The 17,760-nt window shown below is 63.0% G+C and carries 19 protein-coding genes; all 19 read right to left on the reverse strand.

What is annotated here, in order from left to right; genetic code table 11:
- Positions 1-17 precede the first annotated feature (17 nt).
- The 19 genes from H6B51_RS06805 to H6B51_RS06895 all read right to left on the reverse strand — a co-directional run bounded on the left by H6B51_RS06805 (position 18) and on the right by H6B51_RS06895 (position 17,759).
- A complete protein-coding gene (locus H6B51_RS06805) occupies positions 18-1,262 on the reverse strand; it encodes a CdaR family protein (RefSeq protein ID WP_204882962.1) in 1,245 nt (414 codons plus the stop codon).
- Positions 1,243-2,130, reverse strand: coding sequence for a diadenylate cyclase CdaA (gene cdaA, locus H6B51_RS06810; RefSeq protein WP_204882963.1), 888 nt, complete (start codon positions 2,128-2,130; stop codon positions 1,243-1,245). Before cdaA ends, H6B51_RS06805 begins: the two co-directional genes overlap by 20 nt.
- 223 nt (positions 2,131-2,353) lie before the next feature.
- Positions 2,354-3,478, reverse strand: a complete 1,125-nt coding sequence (locus tag H6B51_RS06815) for an aminotransferase class V-fold PLP-dependent enzyme (RefSeq protein WP_204882964.1) — start codon at positions 3,476-3,478, stop codon at positions 2,354-2,356.
- Positions 3,475-3,729 carry a putative Se/S carrier protein gene (locus H6B51_RS06820; protein ID WP_204882965.1) on the reverse strand — a complete coding sequence of 85 codons (255 nt, stop codon included), beginning with the start codon at positions 3,727-3,729 and terminating at the stop codon, positions 3,475-3,477. The genes H6B51_RS06815 and H6B51_RS06820 overlap by 4 nt, the downstream gene beginning before the upstream one ends.
- Positions 3,730-3,794: 65 nt before the next feature.
- Positions 3,795-4,274, reverse strand: coding sequence for a 2-C-methyl-D-erythritol 2,4-cyclodiphosphate synthase (gene ispF, locus H6B51_RS06825; RefSeq protein WP_204882966.1), 480 nt, complete (start codon positions 4,272-4,274; stop codon positions 3,795-3,797).
- The gene (gene ispD, locus H6B51_RS06830) at positions 4,271-5,005 is read right to left on the reverse strand and encodes a 2-C-methyl-D-erythritol 4-phosphate cytidylyltransferase (protein WP_204882967.1); all 735 of its coding nucleotides are present in this window, start codon (positions 5,003-5,005) and stop codon (positions 4,271-4,273) included. Before ispD ends, ispF begins: the two co-directional genes overlap by 4 nt.
- Positions 5,006-5,100: 95 nt before the next feature.
- Complete coding sequence (locus H6B51_RS06835; protein ID WP_204882995.1) at positions 5,101-5,577, reverse strand: CarD family transcriptional regulator; 477 nt, start codon at positions 5,575-5,577, stop codon at positions 5,101-5,103.
- A gap of 197 nt (positions 5,578-5,774) precedes the next feature.
- Positions 5,775-7,607 carry a stalk domain-containing protein gene (locus H6B51_RS06840; RefSeq protein ID WP_204882968.1) on the reverse strand — a complete coding sequence of 611 codons (1,833 nt, stop codon included), beginning with the start codon at positions 7,605-7,607 and terminating at the stop codon, positions 5,775-5,777.
- Positions 7,608-7,817: 210 nt separating this feature from the next.
- Positions 7,818-9,761: a bifunctional 4-hydroxy-3-methylbut-2-enyl diphosphate reductase/30S ribosomal protein S1 gene (locus H6B51_RS06845; protein WP_204882969.1), complete on the reverse strand. Its 1,944-nt coding sequence runs from the start codon at positions 9,759-9,761 to the stop codon at positions 7,818-7,820.
- A complete protein-coding gene (locus H6B51_RS06850; RefSeq protein WP_204882970.1) occupies positions 9,758-10,354 on the reverse strand; it encodes a lysophospholipid acyltransferase family protein in 597 nt (198 codons plus the stop codon). The genes H6B51_RS06845 and H6B51_RS06850 overlap by 4 nt, the downstream gene beginning before the upstream one ends.
- On the reverse strand, positions 10,351-11,031 hold the full coding sequence (cmk, locus tag H6B51_RS06855) for a (d)CMP kinase (protein WP_204882971.1): 681 nt from the start codon (positions 11,029-11,031) through the stop codon (positions 10,351-10,353). Before cmk ends, H6B51_RS06850 begins: the two co-directional genes overlap by 4 nt.
- A gap of 1 nt (position 11,032) precedes the next feature.
- The gene (locus tag H6B51_RS06860; RefSeq protein ID WP_204882972.1) at positions 11,033-12,286 is read right to left on the reverse strand and encodes a BaiN/RdsA family NAD(P)/FAD-dependent oxidoreductase; all 1,254 of its coding nucleotides are present in this window, start codon (positions 12,284-12,286) and stop codon (positions 11,033-11,035) included.
- The gene (locus H6B51_RS06865) at positions 12,283-13,152 is read right to left on the reverse strand and encodes a MurR/RpiR family transcriptional regulator (RefSeq protein ID WP_204882973.1); all 870 of its coding nucleotides are present in this window, start codon (positions 13,150-13,152) and stop codon (positions 12,283-12,285) included. The genes H6B51_RS06860 and H6B51_RS06865 overlap by 4 nt, the downstream gene beginning before the upstream one ends.
- 175 nt (positions 13,153-13,327) lie before the next feature.
- The gene (locus H6B51_RS06870; protein ID WP_204882974.1) at positions 13,328-14,035 is read right to left on the reverse strand and encodes a pseudouridine synthase; all 708 of its coding nucleotides are present in this window, start codon (positions 14,033-14,035) and stop codon (positions 13,328-13,330) included.
- A gap of 62 nt (positions 14,036-14,097) precedes the next feature.
- Positions 14,098-15,177 (reverse strand): D-alanyl-D-alanine carboxypeptidase family protein, encoded by a 1,080-nt coding sequence (locus H6B51_RS06875; RefSeq protein WP_204882975.1) that lies wholly within the window; start codon positions 15,175-15,177, stop codon positions 14,098-14,100.
- 37 nt (positions 15,178-15,214) lie between these two features.
- On the reverse strand, positions 15,215-15,625 hold the full coding sequence (gene ytfJ, locus H6B51_RS06880; RefSeq protein ID WP_204882976.1) for a GerW family sporulation protein: 411 nt from the start codon (positions 15,623-15,625) through the stop codon (positions 15,215-15,217).
- Positions 15,626-15,628: 3 nt separating this feature from the next.
- Positions 15,629-16,279, reverse strand: coding sequence for a DUF2953 domain-containing protein (locus tag H6B51_RS06885; protein WP_204882977.1), 651 nt, complete (start codon positions 16,277-16,279; stop codon positions 15,629-15,631).
- The gene (scpB, locus tag H6B51_RS06890; protein WP_204882996.1) at positions 16,276-16,935 is read right to left on the reverse strand and encodes an SMC-Scp complex subunit ScpB; all 660 of its coding nucleotides are present in this window, start codon (positions 16,933-16,935) and stop codon (positions 16,276-16,278) included. The genes H6B51_RS06885 and scpB overlap by 4 nt, the downstream gene beginning before the upstream one ends.
- Before the next feature lie 2 nt (positions 16,936-16,937).
- Positions 16,938-17,759 (reverse strand): segregation and condensation protein A, encoded by an 822-nt coding sequence (locus H6B51_RS06895; protein WP_335342119.1) that lies wholly within the window; start codon positions 17,757-17,759, stop codon positions 16,938-16,940.
- Position 17,760: the final 1 nt, after the last annotated feature.

Consider the following 17,760-nt stretch of genomic DNA (forward strand, 5'->3'; position numbering starts at 1 on the left):
TTATCTGTCTTTCTGTCTTAGGAGAGGGACACCACAATGGTGTATACTCCCACCACGCCCACACTGCTGCTGCCATCCAGGTAGACCTTCACCGGCACGGTACGGCTGCCGGTGGAGGGGTCGGTGTTGGACAGGTCGGCCACAATGCGCAGCTGGGACTCCTGGATCTCCGCCACGTCCTCTTCCGGGCCCCGGATGAGCACCGAGCAGGACTTGGTGATGGCCTCCGGCACATAGCCGGCGGGGGTGTTGATGACTTCGATGTTGTCCACCTTCATGGTGCGGGTGGCCAGGCCCTCGATGGTCACCGTCACCTCCACCTCTGTGATACCGCTGACGTTGGTCAGCTCGGAGGCCAGCTCCACCTTTTTGGTAAAGGTCTCGGAGCCGTAAATGTCGGCCAGCTGGATATCCCCCAGGTTGATCTCCTTCAGGCCCTCCAGATCGGCCTGACTGCCCGCCACCATGATGGTGTCGGTGGGACTGAAGGTGACCTTGGCGTTGGCCTCGGTGGCGCCGCCGCCGGCGATCAGGTTGACGGTAAGAGGCACCTCCTTGAGCACAACCACCGGCAGGCGTACCAGCACGGTCTCCGGGGAGACCACCAGATTGCTGTCGGTAACCGTGTTGCCGTTGACGTCGATGAGGGCGTAGGGGCATTGCTGGCTGAAGCTCTCGCTCATCTCCTGCTGGGCCACGGTGACCTGGGCATACTGGATCTGGCTGACGACCTCCTCCTGGCCGCTGACGGTTACGGTCTCGGGTGTGATATCAAATTCGCCACGCTGATAGCCATCAGCCACGCTGCCCTCAAAGACTCCCTGGACGGGAACCTCTTTGGTGTCCCACCGGGATACAGTGAAGGTGATGGCGGAGGGGCTGGTATACCGCAGCTCGATGGAGTCGGCGGCGGTGATGGTGCGGGGATAGGTGATAATGCGGGTGGTGATGGGCACCGTCTGCTCCCCCGGCTCGGCGATGCCGGAGACATCAATGGTAACAGTAACCTCCCCCTGGTTCAGCCGGGTGAACACGTCCCGGCGAGCCTGGATGTTCAGGCTCACGCTTTGGTTGGCCCCCTCTGAGATCATCAGGCCCTGCTCTTCCAGCACCTCCAGACCGGAAAAGACCACCTTCACGTTGCTGATGGTGCCGGTGTTGACAGGGTTGGCCTCCTTGCCGATATACACCCACAGGGCAAAGGCGATGAGGATGGAGATCAGAATATAAAACCATCTGGAGTCAGTGATTTTCTTCCCCATGGCCCTTTTCCCCCTTTCCCGCCCGGAACAGGCTCATCAGCCTGAATTTGGCCGGGCTCTCGTTTTCCTCCTGCTCGGGCAGCAGCTCGTTACGCAGCAGCCGCTCCAGAGTCTCGGGGGCCAGATGCCGCTTGAGCATCCCCCCCACCGCCACCGAGATGGAACCGGTCTCCTCCGAGACGATGGCCACCACCGCGTCGGTGTGCTCGCTGGCGCCGATGCCCGCCCGGTGGCGCATACCCAGCTCCCGGGACAGATTCACGTTGCCCGACATGGGCAGCATACAGCCCGCCCCCACGATCCGGCCCGCCCGCACGATGACCGCGCCGTCGTGGAGGGGAGCCTTGTTCCAGAAAATATTTTTTAAAAGCTCGGCGTTCACCGTGCAGTCCAGGGCAGTGCCCGTCTTGATGGCGTCCTCCAACATGTTTTTCCGCTCAAAAACCATCAGGGCGCCGGTCTTGGATTTGGACAGGGAGGCGTAGGCCTCCACCGTCTGGGTGATGGCCCCGTCCAGCTCGTTGCGCTCCTCGGCGTTGGAGAACACCTTGCCCAGGTTGGTGCGGCCCATCTGCTCCAGGAAGCGGCGGATCTCCGGCTGGAAGAGCACCACCAGGGCCAGAGCGCCGTACTCCACGATCTTCCCCATGAGGAAGTTCACTGTGTTCAGCTGGAGCACTCCGGATACCAGCAAGGCCACCAGCAACAACAGGATGCCCTTGGCCACCGCCCCCGAGCTGGTGCGGCGGATGAACATGATGACCTTATAGATAATAAAGGCCATGATGAGAATGTCGATGAGGTCGGAGATCCCAAAGGGGGTCACCATGGCTTTCAATTGTTGCAGCAGGTATAAAATGCCTTCCATGCTCCCACGTCTCCCGCTCTCCGGCGGCGCCGGTCATTCCGGTCCGGCCTTCTTGTGAAGGCCCAACTCAACTTATACATTATACTGTATTACCCAGTAGTTGACAAGGGTATGAGAAATCAATTTTCTGTGAATTTGTCTCGGCTTTTCGTCCCATTCCGCACGATCCCCGGGCTTGTCCCACATAGGGTGGGCGGCCACAGGCCGCCCCCACTCTCCACGCTCAGCGCCGCACCAGCCGGGCCACCTCCCAGACGAACCGCTCCACCTCCGCCGGAGTATTGAAATCGGAAAAGCTGGCCCGCACAACCCCGTCCTCCAGGGTACCCGCGCTCTCGTGGGCCAGAGGCGCGCAGTGGAGCCCCGCCCGGAGAGCGATCCCCCGGTGGGCCAGAGCCTCTCCCGCCTCCTCGCAGTCCATGCCCTCCACCTGGAAGGCCAGCACCCCGGCCTGGGCGTCCTCCGCCCCGGCGGCAAAAAACCGGATCCCAGGCAGGCCCCGCAGTCCCCGGACGGCCTGCCGGAGCAGGGCCCGCTCCCGGGCCAGGATGGCCTTTTCCCCCCGGCCCGCCACATAGCGCAGCCCAGCCAGCAGACCGGCAATACCCGGCATGTTGTGGGTGCCTGCCTCCAGCCGGTCGGGCAGGAAGTCGGGCATGCTCTGGAGGGCGGAGGCGCTGCCGGTGCCCCCTTCCAGCAGAGGCCGCGCCTCTCCCCCGCCGCACAGCAGCAGGCCGGTGCCCTGGGGACCGTACAGTCCTTTGTGCCCCGGCATGGCCACAAAGGCCGCCCCCCATTGTTCCGGCTCCACTGGCAGGCAACCGGCGGACTGGGAGGCGTCCACGATGAGGGGCACCTCCCGCTGCCGGCAGAGGGCGGCGATCTCCCCCACCGGCAGCACGAAGCCAAACACATTGGACACGTGGGTGCACACCACAGCGGCGGGGCGGGCCGCCAGCCCGGCGGCAAAGGCCTCCAGCTGGGCCTGCCGGTCAAACAGGGATGCCCTGGCCACAGCCACCTCCGCCCCCAAACCGTGTAGGGGCCGGGTGACCGCGTTGTGCTCCCAGCCGGAGATGAGCACCCGATCCCCCGGCCCCACCAGGGAGCGAATGGCGATGTTCAGGCTGTGGGTGGCGGAAGAGGTAAAGACCACTTCTTCCGGATTTTCCAGATTGAAAAGTCCCGCTGCCGCCTGGCGGCAGGCGAAGGCGGTTTCCGCCGCCCGACGGGCGGCGGGATGGCCTCCCCGTCCTGGGCTGGCCAGGCGGTTCACCGCCCAGGCCATGGATCGGGCCACGGCGGGGGGCTTCTGCAGGGTAGTGGCGGCGCTGTCCAGATAGATCACAGGCCCACCTCCCGCAGACCCCGGTCCTCTGCCTGCAAAAAGATCCGCTTGGGGGCCAGCCCCGCCCGGTTGAGCACCACCAACGCGGCGGTGAGGCTGCGCTCCGGTATTTTGACGCAATGGCTGCACCCCTCCCGGTCGATGACCTTGGGGGAGCGCAGGATCCGTGCCGTGATCCCCACCCGCTCCAACGCGGCGGCGGTCCGCTGGGCATAGGTCAGGGAGCGGCAGACCATGAGATAATAGACCATAAAAAACGCTCCTCTCGCACCAGCCTATGCCGGCGGCGAGAGAAGCGTGACGTAAATGATATCTCCTATCTTCTTAACTCTTCCAAAAGACACACGGCGTGGGCCGCCATCCCCTCTCCGGCCCCGGTGAAGCCCAGGCCCTCCTCGGTGGTGGCCTTGACGCTGACCTGGTCGGGGTTGATCCCCAACCGGGTGGCCATGTTTTCCCGCATCCGGGGGATGTGGGGAGCCAGCTTGGGCCGCTGGGCCAGGACGGTGGCGTCAATGTTGCCCACCCGGTACCCGGCCTGGGCAATGCGCTCCCCCACCCGCTCCAGCAGCACCAGACTGTCCGCTCCGGCGTAGGCCGGGTCATTGTCGGGGAACAGCTTGCCGATATCCCCCAGGGCTGCCGCCCCAAGCAGGGCGTCCATCACCGCGTGGACCAGTACATCAGCATCCGAATGGCCCAGCAGGCCCTTTTCATAGGGGATATCCACCCCGCCCAGGATGAGTCTGCGGCCCTCCACCAGCTTGTGTACGTCATATCCATGTCCGATCCTCATGAACCTTCCCTCCAAGTCAGCAGGGCCTCTGCCGTAGCTATATCCTCCGGCGTGGTCAGCTTGAGATTGCAGTAGTCTCCCTGGGTGATGGCAACCCCGATGCCCAGCCGCTCTACAGCGGAGCAGTCGTCGGTGAGGGCGGCCCCTTCCGCCAAGGCCTGTTTCAGGGCGGTGGCGATCAGGTCCCGCTGGAACACCTGAGGGGTCTGGACAGCGTACAGGACCGACCGGTCGGGGGTGCGCTCCACCACACCCTCCCGTACCACTTTGATGGTGTCCTTCACCGGCACCGCCGGAGCGGCCGCCCCGCTGTGGGCCCCCCGGGTGATGACCGCCTCCAGCAAGGCCTGGCTCACCAGGGGCCGGGCCCCGTCGTGGATGGCCGCCAGATCGATGCCCCGGCTCAACTCCCCCAGACCGGCCAGCACCGATTCCGTCCGGGTCTTACCCCCCCGGATCACCTTGGCCACCTTGGTCAGGCCGGCCTCCCGGCACAGGCCGCTGATGGGAACGATCAGATCCTCCCGGGTGACCACCACGATCTCGGCGATGTGGGGGCAGTCCTCCAGGGCCCGCAGGGTACGCAGGATCACCGGCGTCCCGTCCAGGGGGAGGAGCAGTTTATCCTGGCCCATACGGCTGGAACTACCTGCCGCCGGCACTACCGCCCCGCAGCGGATGGATGCTTCCTTCCTCTCCCTGCCGAAGAACCGGGACAGCAGTCCCGCCATAACACCGCCTCCTTTTACAAAAAAGGAGCCTTCCGGCCCCTTTTTCACACTTGATCCGGGTGAGACGGCCTGACCGTCCCGCCGTTGTTATCCTATTACGCCATGGCCGTGTTGATGCGGGCCTCTACGTCCTCGTAGCTGGCGTTCTGAGAGAGCACGATTTCTGAAATGAGGATCTGCTTGGCGGAGTGGAGCATTTTCCGCTCCCCGGTGGAAAGCCCCCGCTCCTCGTCCCGGCGGGTGAGTCCCTTCACCACACGGGCCACCTCCAGCAGGTCGCCGCTTTTTAAACGGAGCATGTTTTCCCGGTATCGCCGGTTCCAGTTGGGGGTCATGTCCACCTCGATGTCGGGGATGGCGGCGATGATCCGGTCCGCCTCCTCTTCCCTGACCACCGGGCGCACACCGATCTCATCGCTGTTGGCGGTGGGGATCATGACCAGCATGCCGCCCACCGGCAGCTTGAGGATGTAGTAATCCCGTACCACGCCGTTGACTTTTTTCTGCACAATGCTGTCGATCACACCAGCACCATGCATCGGGTGAACGATTTTGTCCCCTACCTGAAACACGATCCCACCTCCCAGCAGATCCGTCCATCGCTTCATTTCCGTCCAAGAGTGCTCCGTGATTTGCCTGTATAGGACCATTATAGACCTGATTCCCTCGCTTTGCAAGCGGTTTCCCCGGTTTTCCCTGCAAAAAACAGGCCGCAGCAGAGCAACCTGCAACGGCCTGTTCAAAATCCGCCCGAAAGAGCCGAGCAGGCTCAGTGTCCACAGAAGCATGGTACCTTACCCATACCCTGGCAATAGGGACAGCGGATATAGTTGATTCCATCCTTTAATGGATTGTAATACGGATCCACAATCGTGCCTTCTCCCCGGCAGAAATTACAGGTACGCATACCTGTATTTCCGCAGAGAATACAATTTGGCAGCTGATCCACGCCTCCCTGGCCACCCCCCGTACCAGCTTCGGAGGGGGTCTGTGTGGAGCCGCTGATCAGGATCACCACCCGGTTTTGGGCAGCGTCCCACTGCACATCAGCATGAAATGCCTCTGATACCGCGCGCACCGGCACAAGTGTACGGCCATTAAGTGCCTTGGCGGGTACATCCAGCGCCACGGGGGTCTGATTACGATACATGGTATTGTTGCCAATCTGAATTGCCACAGTATCCTGACCCCGCACTGCGTAAGCGGTCATTGTAGCCTGATTCCAAGTGACCTCGGCGCCCATTGCCTCAAAAATCGCCCGGACAGGGACCAGCACCCGGTTGTGCTCTGCAATAGGGGGCTGGTCAAAGCGCACAAGGCGGCCGTTGACAGTGACAGTGATCTCGTCTGGCTTCACCATGCTCTGACTGTTTTGGGCTGTATTGTTGGAAAGTGTGGCGCCCTTATCCCGCCCCACAAGCGCCCCGTGATAGGCGTTGAGATCGGAGACCGTAGTGCGGACCGTCGAGGTACAGCCGGTCATCAAAGCCCCCTCCCGGGCGGTGCCCAGCAGCCCTCCCACCGCGGAGGGGGTTTTCCCAGCGGTGGATTTAAGGGTGATTTGCCCGGAGGCGAAGCAGTCCCGCAGGGTCCCCGCGCTATCGCCCACAAGGCCACCCACTGAGTTGTAGGTCTCAACGCCGCCGGCTGTCAGGGTCACGTTGGCAGCGCAGTTCTCCACCACGGTGTATCGGTCCGTCTTACCTGTAATACCTCCCAGACCGATGCACCAGTTGCCCAAGATGGTCACGTCGGCAGTGCAGCCCTGAACCAGAGGCGGGTCCAGGCCGTCCAGCCCGGCGTTGTTGGTGACGATGCCGTTGGAAGAGCTCCAGGCCAGATCCCCTGGCGCCAAGTATGTCCACGTCCCAGCATCGCACTGGCCCACGATACCGCCGGCCAGCCGACTGCTGGCGTAATATCGGTCACCAGACATGGTTATCTTGCCAGAGGCGGAACAGTCGATGATCTTGCCGCCATTTCCGTTGAGACCGGCCACCAGCCCCACCGGGTCCCGCAGCCCGCTGCCGCCCAGGTTTCCCTCCACTCGGCAGTTGCGGATGGTGCCGTAGTTGTCACACACAAGGCCGCCCGTGATGATCCCATGGTCGTCACTGTACAGGGAGCCGTAGTCTTGGGACAGCTCCAACGTCAGGTTTTCGATCGTCCCAAAATTCACAGGAAACAGGGGATACCGATGTACCTTGGCAGTACCCCAATCGGGATTGGGATGGAGATTGAGCGCGAAATTTCGGATGGCGTGGCCTCCTCCGTCAAAGGTACCACAAAAACCGATGCGCAGATCATAATCCCGGTTATTATAGATTTTGATGGGCTGTTCCAGGGCGATGTCAGCCCCCAGGCGGAAATAGCCAGCGGCGCCCGGCCGGCCATCCGGCAGCTCGTCGCACTGCTGTGCAATGTAGGTGTAGGCCGTCTGGAGATCTTCTGCGGAATAGATCATCCAGGGGTCCTGTTCCGTTCCTCTGCCCCGCAAGCCAGGGACATCCGCGCCCAGGGCGGCCGGTATGGCGGCGACGAGGAGCAGAAGGACAGAAAGCGCGGCCAGCAGGGTTCTAAAAGCGGAAAAATATCGCTTCATATAAATTCCTCGCTTTCAAAATAATACGGTTGCCCATCAGATGATGTTATATTTTACAATACTTTACTGCTGAACGCAAGCTGAAAGACCATTTTCCCCGCCCTGAACAGCCCTCCAACTCATGATACCGATGAGATGGCGGGCCTCCCTCCCAAAACAACAGCGCCGTTTTGCAAAAAACTCGCAAAACGGCGCTGTTTGAACGCGGAATTACTCCTCCACGGGAGCGGACTCCTGGCTGCCGCCCTCCAGCAGAGCACGGATGGACAGGGAGACCTTCTTGTTGTCGTAGTCGATATCGATGATCTTCACGTCCACCATCTGGCCCTCGCTGAGCACGTCGCCGGGCTTGTCGATGCGGTGGTCGGCAATCTGAGAGATGTGGATCAGGCCGTCCACACCGGGCACCACCTCGGCAAAGGCGCCGAAGGTCATCAGCTTGACCACACGGACGTTGGCCACGTCGCCGGCCTGATACTTGCCGGTGAACACCTCCCAGGGGTTCTGGGAGCGGTCCTTCATACCCAGGGAGATCTTCTTCTTCTCGGGATCGAAGGAGATGACGTACACCTCCACGGTGTCGCCCACAGAGACCACCTCAGAGGGGTGCTTGATGCGGGACCAGGACAGCTCGGAAATGTGGACCATGCCGTCCACGCCGCCGATGTCCACAAAGGCGCCGTAAGAGGTCAGGCTCTTCACGGTACCGGTGTAACGCTTGCCCTCCTCGATGTTGGCCCACACCTCGGCGGCCTTGGCGGCCCGCTCCTCGGCCTCCACGGCGCGGATGGAGCCCACCACGCGCTTGCGGGCGCGGTTGACCTCGGTGATGCGCAGACGCACCTTCTGCTTGACCAGCTGGCTCATGGGAGTCTCACGGGGCAGACCGGTCTGAGAGGCGGGCACAAAGACCCGGACGCCCTTGATGGATACCACGACGCCGCCCTTGTTCTCCTCGGTGACCACGCCCTCCACGGTGGTGTGGTCCTCACGGGCCTGCTCGATGTCTTCCCAGCTCTTCACGGTGTCAAGGCGCTTCTTGGAGAGGGTGACAACACCCTCCTGGTCGTTGACGCGCATGACGTAGGTTTCAATCTCGTCGCCGACTTTTACCAGATCCTCGACCTTGACCGTAGGGTCGTCGGTCAGCTCGGACACCGGTATGTAACCGGCGTGCTTGGTCCCGAGATCCACATAGATCTCAGTGGGGGTGATGCCAGTGACAACGCCCGTAACCTTCTCCCCTGTATTTAAAGTCTTGATCGATTTCTCCAGCATTTCAGCAAAGGATTCCTCGATCTCAATGTGTTCATCGCTCATTTTGTCATAGACCTCCTTTATAATCCACTCAGGCGTGGACGCGCCCGCAGTGATTCCAATAGAAGCCTTCCGGTACAGGGTGGAAGGTTCCAGCTCCGCCGCCCGTTCGATCCAAACCACTTTGGGGCAGAGCGCCCCGCATAACTGGGCCAGCCGTTTGGTGTTGGAGCTCTCCCGCCCGCCGATGACGACCATAGCATCGGACCGGGCGGCCAACTCCTGTGCCTCGGACTGCCGTTTATACGTAGCATTACATATTGTATCAAAAATTTTTAAATTTGTACACTCTTTTTTTGCTTTTTTTACGCACTCTGTCCAGATAAAGTGCGTGGAGGTGGTCTGGGACACCATCGTGAGGGGGATCTGCCGCCGTTTGGGGTCCTCCTCCAGCCACCGCTCCAAGTCCGCTTTCCCTTCCAGCACAACGGGATGGGCACACCAGCCGGCAATAGCGGATACCTCCGGGTGATCCGCGGTACCCACGATGAGCACCTGCCGCCCCTCCCCCTCCGCCTCTTCCACGATCCGGTGGATCCGGGAGACATTGGGACAGGTGGCATCAATCACCGGACAGCCCCGGTGGGCCAAAGCCTCATGGACTGCCTTTCCCTCCCCGTGGGAGCGGATGATCACCGCCGCCCCCTCCGGAGCCTGCTCAGGGCACTGGATGAGTCCCACCCCCCGTTTCTCCAGATAGCGGATCACGTCGCTGTTGTGGATGATGGGGCCCAGCATGACGCAGGGCATCCCCTGGGCCGCCGCCTCCTCCGCCATGCGAACCGCCCGGCGCACCCCATAGCAGAATCCGGCGGACCGGGCCAGCTCCACCTTCACCGGCCGGCCTGAGGCTTCAAAGCCTCGATACGCTCCATCAGGTCCTCGGCGATGGCGTGATATTCCTCGGGGGTGGCCCGCTTACCGGAGCTCTGGGGATAGTATGCCTCCCCGATGACCACCTGATTCCACCGGAACCATCGCTTCTCGGCCGGGACGTAAATGGGTACGATGGGCACCCCGGTACGCAAGGCCAGCATGGCCGCCCCCGTCTTGGCGTCTCCGAAGTCCCCGTCCTGGTGACGGGTACCCTCGGGGAACATAAGCAGCCGGTCGCCGTCCTTCAGGTATTTCATAGCGGTCTTGATGGCCGTCACGTCGGCGTGCCCCCGCTTCACCCCAAAGATGCCCGCCTTTTTCAGCACCCAGCCGATGATGGGCCAGTGCATGATCTCCTCCTTGGCCATCACGTGGATGGGGTGCTTGAGCCCCATGGCGAAAGCGATGAACACCGGGTCGCTCATGCGGGTATGGTTGGCGCAGAACAGGGCGCCCCCCTTGGGGATATTCTGTTTGTTGATGCACAGAGTGGGTTTCAGCAGCCTGAAAAAGGGCCAAACCACGATATACGCCAGTAAATACATTTTGTTCATGCCCCAAGCCGCTCCTTTACGATCTTACTGAGCAGGGCTAGGCTCTGGTCCAGGTCCAGCTCGGTGGTATCCGCCAGGGCCGCGTCCGCCGCCCGACGGAGGGGGGCCGCCGCCCGGCTCTCGTCCCGCCGGTCCCGCTCCAGCACGTCCCGCAGTACCGTGTCATAGTCAGCCTGCTGGCCTCGCTCGTTCAGCTCCAGCCACCGGCGGCGGGCCCTGGCCTCGGGGGCGGCGGTGAGGAAGATCTTCACTCCGGCCCCGGGAAGCACCACAGTGCCGATGTCCCGGCCATCCATGACCACATCCTGGGCCTGGGCCAGCTTCCGCTGCCGCTCCAGCAGGAAGGCCCGCACCGCGGGCAGGGCGGACACACAGGAGGCGTACCGGGAGATCTCATGCTGCCGGATGGCCTGGGATACGTCCTCCCCGTTGAGGTACATCCGCTGGACCCCGTCGGGGCCATACCCCATGGTGATATCCAGTCCGGGCAGCAGGGCGGCTACCGCCGCCCCGTCCTCCGGGTCCACCCCGGCCCGGCAGGCCGCCAGACCCACAGTGCGATAGATGGCCCCGGTATCTACGTATACATAGCCCAGCTCTCTGGCCAGAGCCTTGGCCAGGGTGGATTTTCCGGCCCCGGAGGGGCCGTCAATGGCAATGCTTCTTTGGATGCTCATCTCATTCCTCCTCCTTTGGGGGATGGATCCATGCGGCCGCCCCCTGGCCCGCCGCCCGGCCGGTGGACCAGGCGATCTGCAGGTTGAAGCCGCCGGTATAGGCGTCCACATCCAGCACCTCCCCGGCAAAAAACACGCCGGGGGCCTTTTTGGAGGCCATGGTGTGGGGATCCACCTCAACGGTCTTGATCCCGCCGGCAGTGATGATGGCCTCTTCTATGGGCCGTGGGCCGGTGATGTCGATGCGCAGCCCCTTCAACGTATCCAGCAGCCTGTGCCGCTGGGGCCTGGTCACAGAATGGGCCTTCAGGTCCCCGGGAATGCCGGTGAGCTCCAGCACCACCGGCACCATCAGCCGGGGGACCAATCCCTCCAACACATGGCGGAAGTCCTTGTTGGCCCCCTCGGCCAGATCCCGCAGCAGCCGCCCCTCCAGCTTTTCCCGGTCCAGGGCGGGCTTCAGGTCCAGCAGGATGTGGTAGTGCTCCTTCCCCATATCCCGCATATGGGCGGAGGCGGAGAGGATCAAAGGTCCGGACAGGCCGAAGTGGGTAAAGAGCATCTCCCCCTGCTGGGCGTACACCGCTTTCTTTTTGCTGTTTTTTACCTGGATGGCCACGTTGCGCAGGCTCAGTCCCTGCATTTGGGCGCAGAAAGACTGCTCCGCCACCAGAGGCACCAAGGAGGGCCGGGGCTCCACGATGGTGTGGCCCAGCGCCCTGGCAAACCCATACCCGTCCCCGGTGGAGCCGGTAAGTGGGTAGGACAGCCCGCCGGTGGCGATCACCGCCGCCTGGCAGGGGTAGGTCCCCTTCTCTCCCTTCACACCGGTAAGAGCTCCGTCCTCCCACACCAGACCGGCGGCCCGGTCCTGGACAATGTCCACCCCGGCCTTGCGCAGAGCCCGCAGCAGAGCGTCGATGATATCGGCTGCCTGGTCCGACAGGGGGAAAACCCGGTTGCCCCGCTCAGTCTTGAGAGGGACCCCCAGCCCTTCAAAAAAGGCCTTCACCTGTGCCGGTGGGAATCGGGTGGCCGCGCTGGTAAGAAAGCGGCTGTTGCCAGGGACGTTCTGGAGCAGCTCGGGGACGGTACAGTCGTTGGTCACGTTGCACCGGCCCTTGCCGGTGATGTACAGCTTACGGCCCAGCTTTGGGTTCCGCTCCAGCAGAGTGACCTGGGCTCCTCCCTCCGCCGCCGCCAGGGCAGCCATACATCCGGCGGCTCCGCCGCCGATGACGATGATCTGACTCAACTGTTCTCGTCCACCTTCTCATAGACCTCGTACTCGTCCCAGATACGTTCCAGACTCTCAAAGGTACGGGAGAGGTCGTCGTTCTTTTTTCGCCCGATGGCCACGATGAGGGCGTTCACCAGGCTGAGGGGAGCTACCAGAGAGTCCACAAAGGAGGCCATGTCGCTCTTGGCCAGCAGGGTGATGGAGGAATAGGGCACCAATGGAGAGGTCTGGCTGTCGGTGATGGCGATGGCCTCCGCTCCCCGGTCGTGGGCAAACTGCATGGCTTTCACTGTCCGCCGGGAGTACCGGGGGAAGCTGATGCCCACGATCACGTCCTCCGGCCCGATGTGGAGCAGCTGCTCAAAGACCTCGCTGGCCGAGGTGGTGTGGATGATGGTCACGTTCTGGAAGATCAGCGTGGAGTAGAACCCCAGAAAGCTGGCGATGGCGGCAGCGGAACGCACCCCCAGGATATAGATGTGCCTGGCGGCGGTAATGGCGTCCACCGCCCGCTGGAACTGGACCCGGTCGGTCTCCTCCATGGTCAGGTGGATCTTTTCAATATCCGACTGCATCACCATGGACAGGATATCCTGGTCGCCAATGCGGTCGTTGGACACCTCGATGCGCTGCACCGAGGTGAGCTTGCTGCGGATCATCTCCTGCAGGGCCTTCTGCATGGCGGGATAGCCGTCATAGCCCAGCTCAGCGGCAAAGCGGACCACGGTAGACTCGCTCACCTTGACCGTCTTTCCCAGCTTGCTGGCCGTCATGAAGGCGGCCTTATCATAGGATTCCAGAATAAAATGGGCGATCAGCTTCTGCCCTTTGGAGAAGGTGCTCATTTCAGATTGTATGGTAGACAAAATGTCCTTCGGCATGGCTCAACCCTCCCGGCCTTCCAACTCATGTAGTGGACATAACGTCGTTAATAGACATAATCCCGGCCTGTCCGCACCGATCCGGCACGGGCAGGCCGGTTCTAATCATACCGGTTTTGGCCGGGAAAAGCAATCCCCTTTTGCAGGATTTTTTGCATTTCCTGCAAAATTTCTGTCAAGGCTTCTTGTCCCATCCCGTCAGCAGGGCCAGCTCTCCCTCTGTCAGAGGCCGCCAGCGCCCCGGCTTCAGGCCTCCCAGGGCCAACTGCCCCTCCCGGATCCGCCGTAGCCGTCGCACCTCCAGCCCCGCCTGGGCGCACATTCGCCGCACCTGACGGTTGCGGCCCTCATGAATGGTAACGGTGAGCAGGTCCGGCCCCAGTCGTGCCACCCTGGCAGGGCTCAGAGCCACCCCGTCCAGCTTCATGGGCCCCGACAGCACCGGCAGGGCCCCCTCCACATCGCCGGTCACCCACACCAGGTACTCCTTCTCCACCTCATGGCTGGGGTGGAGCAGCTGTTGGGTGAGCGCCCCATCATCGGTGAGGATAAGCAGGCCTTCGGAGTCCATGTCCAGCCGGCCCACTGGCCACACCCTGGCCCCGCAGCCCGCCACCAGGTCGGCCACCGTCCGCCTGCCCTTCTCGTCGGACAGGGTGGTGACGTACCCTCTGGGCTTGTTGAGCATGAGATAAGTACGCCGCTTGGGCCCCCGCAGGAGTTTTCCGTCCACCCGGATATCGTCTCGCTCCGGGTCGGCCTTATCCCCCAGGTTGGCGGGCTTCCCGTTCACTGTCACCCGCCCCGCCGTCAGCCAGACCTCCGCCTCCCGGCGGGAGCACAGGCCGTGGGCGGAGAGTATTTTTTGCAGCCGTTCTTCCACCGGCAGTCTCCTTTCCGTGGGAAAGGCCTGCCGCCTAAGCGGCAGGCCTCCGCTATTCCAGTTCAAATGCCAAACAGCCGCTCCAGCCAGCCTTTGGGGGCCAGATCCACCGCCGCGCCCCAGGCGTATACCAAAGGCAGCCGTGCGATCTCTTCCCCCGCCAGGCGCACCGTCACATGACCCGCCGGGAAGCCAGCCCCCACCGGAGCCTCTACCCGCTCCGGCAGGGAAAGTTCCACCTCAGGCTCCTCCCCCGCCGCCAGGGGCCAGCGGATCGCCGCCGGGGCCACCGCCCGAACAAACCGGCACAGACTGCCCGTCACCGGAATCTCTATCCACTGGCCCTCCGCCACAATGGTGGTCAGGGGAAAGTTGGCAAAACCGTAGTCAAAAAGGGCAGCGTGATCGGCCCAGTCGTTGGGGGCGTTGAGGGTGACGGCGATGAGCTCCTGGCCCTCCCGCAGGGCGCTGGACACCAGGGTGCGTCCCGCCTCGTCGGTGTAGCCCGTCTTCAGGCCGGTGCACCCCTGGTACTGCCACAGCAGCTTGTTGTGGTTGGTGAGGGTGCGTCCCGCCACCACGGCCGTTCTGGTCCCCACAATGGCCCGCAGCTCCTGCCGCTCCAGCACCGCCCGGGCCAGAATGGCCATGTCGGCGGCAGTGGAGTAGTGGTTGGGATCGTCCAGGCCGTTGGGGTTGGCAAAGCAGGTTTGATTCATGCCCAGGTCGGCCGCCTTCTTGTTCATTTTCTCCACAAAGGAAGCCACGTCACCGGCACAGTAGCCCGCCACCGCCAGGGCGGCGTCATTGCCCGAGGCCAGCAGCAGCCCGTATAGCAGCTCCTCCAGGGTAAGCTCCTCCCCCGGCTTCAGGTACATGGAGGAGCCCTCCGCCCCGGTCCACTCCTGTTTCACCCTCACCACCGACGACAGGTCGGGGCGCAGCTCCACCGCCACCAGGGCAGTCATCAGCTTGGTGATGCTGGCAATAGGCCGGGCGTCATGGGCGTTTTTCTCATACAGGACCCGGCCGCTGGCGGCATCCACCAGGATGGCGGAGGAGGCCGACAGGGCAGGCTGGGCCCCCCGAACGGGGAGCATGGTCAGGGACAGGACCAACAGCAGGGCGCACAGGCGCTTCAAGGGGCATCACCTCACGTTGATGCCCCTAGTATACGCCTCAGGGCTGGGCTTTATCCGCCGCCTTTTTCTCCTGCTGCTTCTCGATGAAGGCGGTCACCTTGTCCACCACCTCGGGCACCGTCTCGATGACCCGGTCCACAGTGGTGGCCGGCGGGGGGGCCACCGGCAGCAGGCGCACCGAGTCCCCCTTCACCACCAGGAAGCCCACGGGCGTCAGGTTGACCCCCGCCCCGGCGCCGCCGCCGAAGCAGTTGTCGTCCTCCGGCTTCTTGTTCTTGCTGGCAAACTCGGTGCCGCCGGAGCCCACCCCCACGCTGAGCTGGGACAGGGGGATGATGGTGACCTCCCCCGCCTGGATGGGCTGGCCCACGATGGTGTTCACGTCCGCGATCTCCCGGACTTTCTCCACGATGTTGGTCATCAGATCGCCGATGGGATGCTTTTCCATAGCTTAAACCGCCTCTTTCTGTGTTTCCTGTCCGGTCTTTTTACCGCCGGATCTGAGCTTGGAGAGAATGGGCAGGAGCCTCGCCGCCGTCCGCAATGCCAGGGAGAGAGCCTGCCCGATGGTCAGTGTGACGGCAGCCCGCAGACTGGCCTCCGGATGGGTGGTGGTAAAATCCACCCAGATCCGGATACGCCACGACTTCACCTTAAAATTTTGCTCCACCAGGGGCCAAAGCATACCTGCCGCCCCACTGAGTCTGCCGTAACGGACGGCGGCTTTGGCCGGATCGGAGGAAGCCACCTTGACAGCCAGGTCAAACTCATCAATACGGATCTTTCGCCGAAGCTCTCCAGCGGCCTCCAGCGCCACTGGCAGCAGCTCCCTGAGAAAGTCCAGGATGTCCGGCTCCCCCTGAGGCGTTACCGGCTGTTTTGGCTTCTTTCTCTTTCGGAGCCTCTCTTCTTTTTGCTGTTGACCGGGCTTCCTCCCCTTCCGCTTTTTTGCCTTCCGGGGAAAGAGGGTCACCCGTACCGGCCCCACCCGCAGCCGCAGAGTGAAGGCCCCCTGGGCATAGGACCCCCATATCCCCACCCGGATCAGGCTCACCAGGAACAGGGCCAGGGCGATACACCCCAGCACCAACAGCACTGTCATGCCCCAGATTCCTCCTCAGTCCGGGCAAGCTCCCGGGCCGCCGATTCGATCTCCTCCTCCGTCACCGGGGGGACGGACTCCCCTGCCGCCTTCAGCCGTTCCACCGCCGCCTGCATCTCCAGGGTGATCTGTCCATCCTCCGGCGGGGTGTTGGGCAACTCAGGCAGCTCCTCCAGGCTGGACAGCCCAAAGGATCGGAGGAAGTTCTGGGTGGTGCGGTACTGGATAGGCCGTCCTGGCACCGCCAGCCGACCGCACTCCTCGATCAGATCCCGCTCCAGCAGCAGGCCGATGGTATAGGAGCTGTCCACCCCCCGCACCTGGTCCACATAGGCCCGGGTGGCGGTCTGGTTGTAGGCGATCACCGCCAGCACCTCCAGGGCGGGCTGGCTCAGCTTGGCGGGGCGGCGGCTCTCAAAGGCCTTGCGGATATAGGGGGCGAACTCGGGGGCGGAGCACAGCTGATAGCTGGTGTCCAGCCGCAGCAGCCGCAGGCCCCGGCGCTCGTAGCTGTAGTTGTCCGCCAGCCGCTTGCACACCGCGTCCACGGTGGCTCGATCCAAATCCAGCGCCAGGCACAGCCGTTCCACTCCCACCGGCTCTCCGGCGGCAAACAGGATGCCCTCGATGGCCCCTTCGATTTCCTTTACTTCCATCATTATCCCCCATCCTCGGCCTGATAAACATCAGTGGAGTAGTCCGGCTCCTCGCCCCCCTCTCCGGTGCTGGTGACGGTGCAGTCGTTTTCCGTTCCCGCCAGCCGCAGCCGCCGTGCCTTGCACAGCTCCAGCACGGCGATGAAGGTGGCCACGATCTCCGACCGGCTGCGGTTGCCCCGGAACAGGGCGGAAAACCGGGTGACCCCGAACCGGGCCAGCCGATCCAAAATCTCGTCGGCCTTGTCGGCTACCGGGTAGGGCTCCCGGCCCACAATGCCCTCAAACGCCGCCATGGGGGGCGGCAGCCGGTGGTCGGTCCGGGCCAATACGCTCTTTATGGCCTTCAGCAGGTCCTCCGGCTGATGAACATAACGGTAGGTCCTGTCCTGCCGGATGGGCTCCGGGGGCTTGGTCAGGTAATCCCGGCCCACCGCGTACCGGTCGGACAGCCTGGGGATCACCGCCTTGATGCGGATATAGTCCTCCCGCCGCTGGTGCTCCTCCAGGGAGGCCATTAGCTGCTCCAGCTCGGTCATGGCCTCCTCGTCGTGGATGGACAGGAGCATCCGGGTCTTGATGTACACCAGCTGGGCCGCCATGGTGACGAACTCGCTGGCCACGTCCAGGTCCAGCTGCCGCCGCTGGTCCATCCAGGCCAGATACTGATCTAAGATCAGGGAGATCTGAATGTCCTGGATCTCCATCTTGTTTTTGCTCAGCAGGTGGAGGATCAGGTCCAGAGGACCGTTGAAGTCCTCCATCTCCTCCTTGGTTTTGACCACCTTTTCCAGATGGTAGATGGGCGTTTCGATGGCACTCACC

The organism is Pseudoflavonifractor phocaeensis, assembly GCF_016901955.1.
Taxonomy (GTDB): Bacteria; Bacillota; Clostridia; order Oscillospirales; family Oscillospiraceae; genus Flavonifractor; species Flavonifractor phocaeensis_A.

Excerpts from the sequence above, each read along its gene's own strand:
- H6B51_RS06850 (WP_204882970.1), bottom strand. The coding sequence starts at position 10,354 with ATGAACAAAATGTATTTACTGGCGTATATCGTGGTTTGGCCCTTTTTC.
- ispD (WP_204882967.1), bottom strand. The coding sequence starts at position 5,005 with ATGGCGGGACTGCTGTCCCGGTTCTTCGGCAGGGAGAGGAAGGAAGCA.
- H6B51_RS06885 (WP_204882977.1), bottom strand. The coding sequence starts at position 16,279 with ATGACAGTGCTGTTGGTGCTGGGGTGTATCGCCCTGGCCCTGTTCCTG.
- H6B51_RS06865 (WP_204882973.1), bottom strand. The coding sequence starts at position 13,152 with ATGCCGAAGGACATTTTGTCTACCATACAATCTGAAATGAGCACCTTC.
- scpB (WP_204882996.1), bottom strand. The coding sequence starts at position 16,935 with ATGGAAGTAAAGGAAATCGAAGGGGCCATCGAGGGCATCCTGTTTGCC.
- H6B51_RS06805 (WP_204882962.1), bottom strand. The coding sequence starts at position 1,262 with ATGGGGAAGAAAATCACTGACTCCAGATGGTTTTATATTCTGATCTCC.
- H6B51_RS06840 (WP_204882968.1), bottom strand. The coding sequence starts at position 7,607 with ATGAAGCGATATTTTTCCGCTTTTAGAACCCTGCTGGCCGCGCTTTCT.
- ispF (WP_204882966.1), bottom strand. The coding sequence starts at position 4,274 with ATGAGGATCGGACATGGATATGACGTACACAAGCTGGTGGAGGGCCGC.
- cmk (WP_204882971.1), bottom strand. The coding sequence starts at position 11,031 with ATGAGCATCCAAAGAAGCATTGCCATTGACGGCCCCTCCGGGGCCGGA.
- cdaA (WP_204882963.1), bottom strand. The coding sequence starts at position 2,130 with ATGGAAGGCATTTTATACCTGCTGCAACAATTGAAAGCCATGGTGACC.
- ytfJ (WP_204882976.1), bottom strand. The coding sequence starts at position 15,625 with ATGGAAAAGCATCCCATCGGCGATCTGATGACCAACATCGTGGAGAAA.
- H6B51_RS06820 (WP_204882965.1), bottom strand. The coding sequence starts at position 3,729 with ATGGTCTATTATCTCATGGTCTGCCGCTCCCTGACCTATGCCCAGCGG.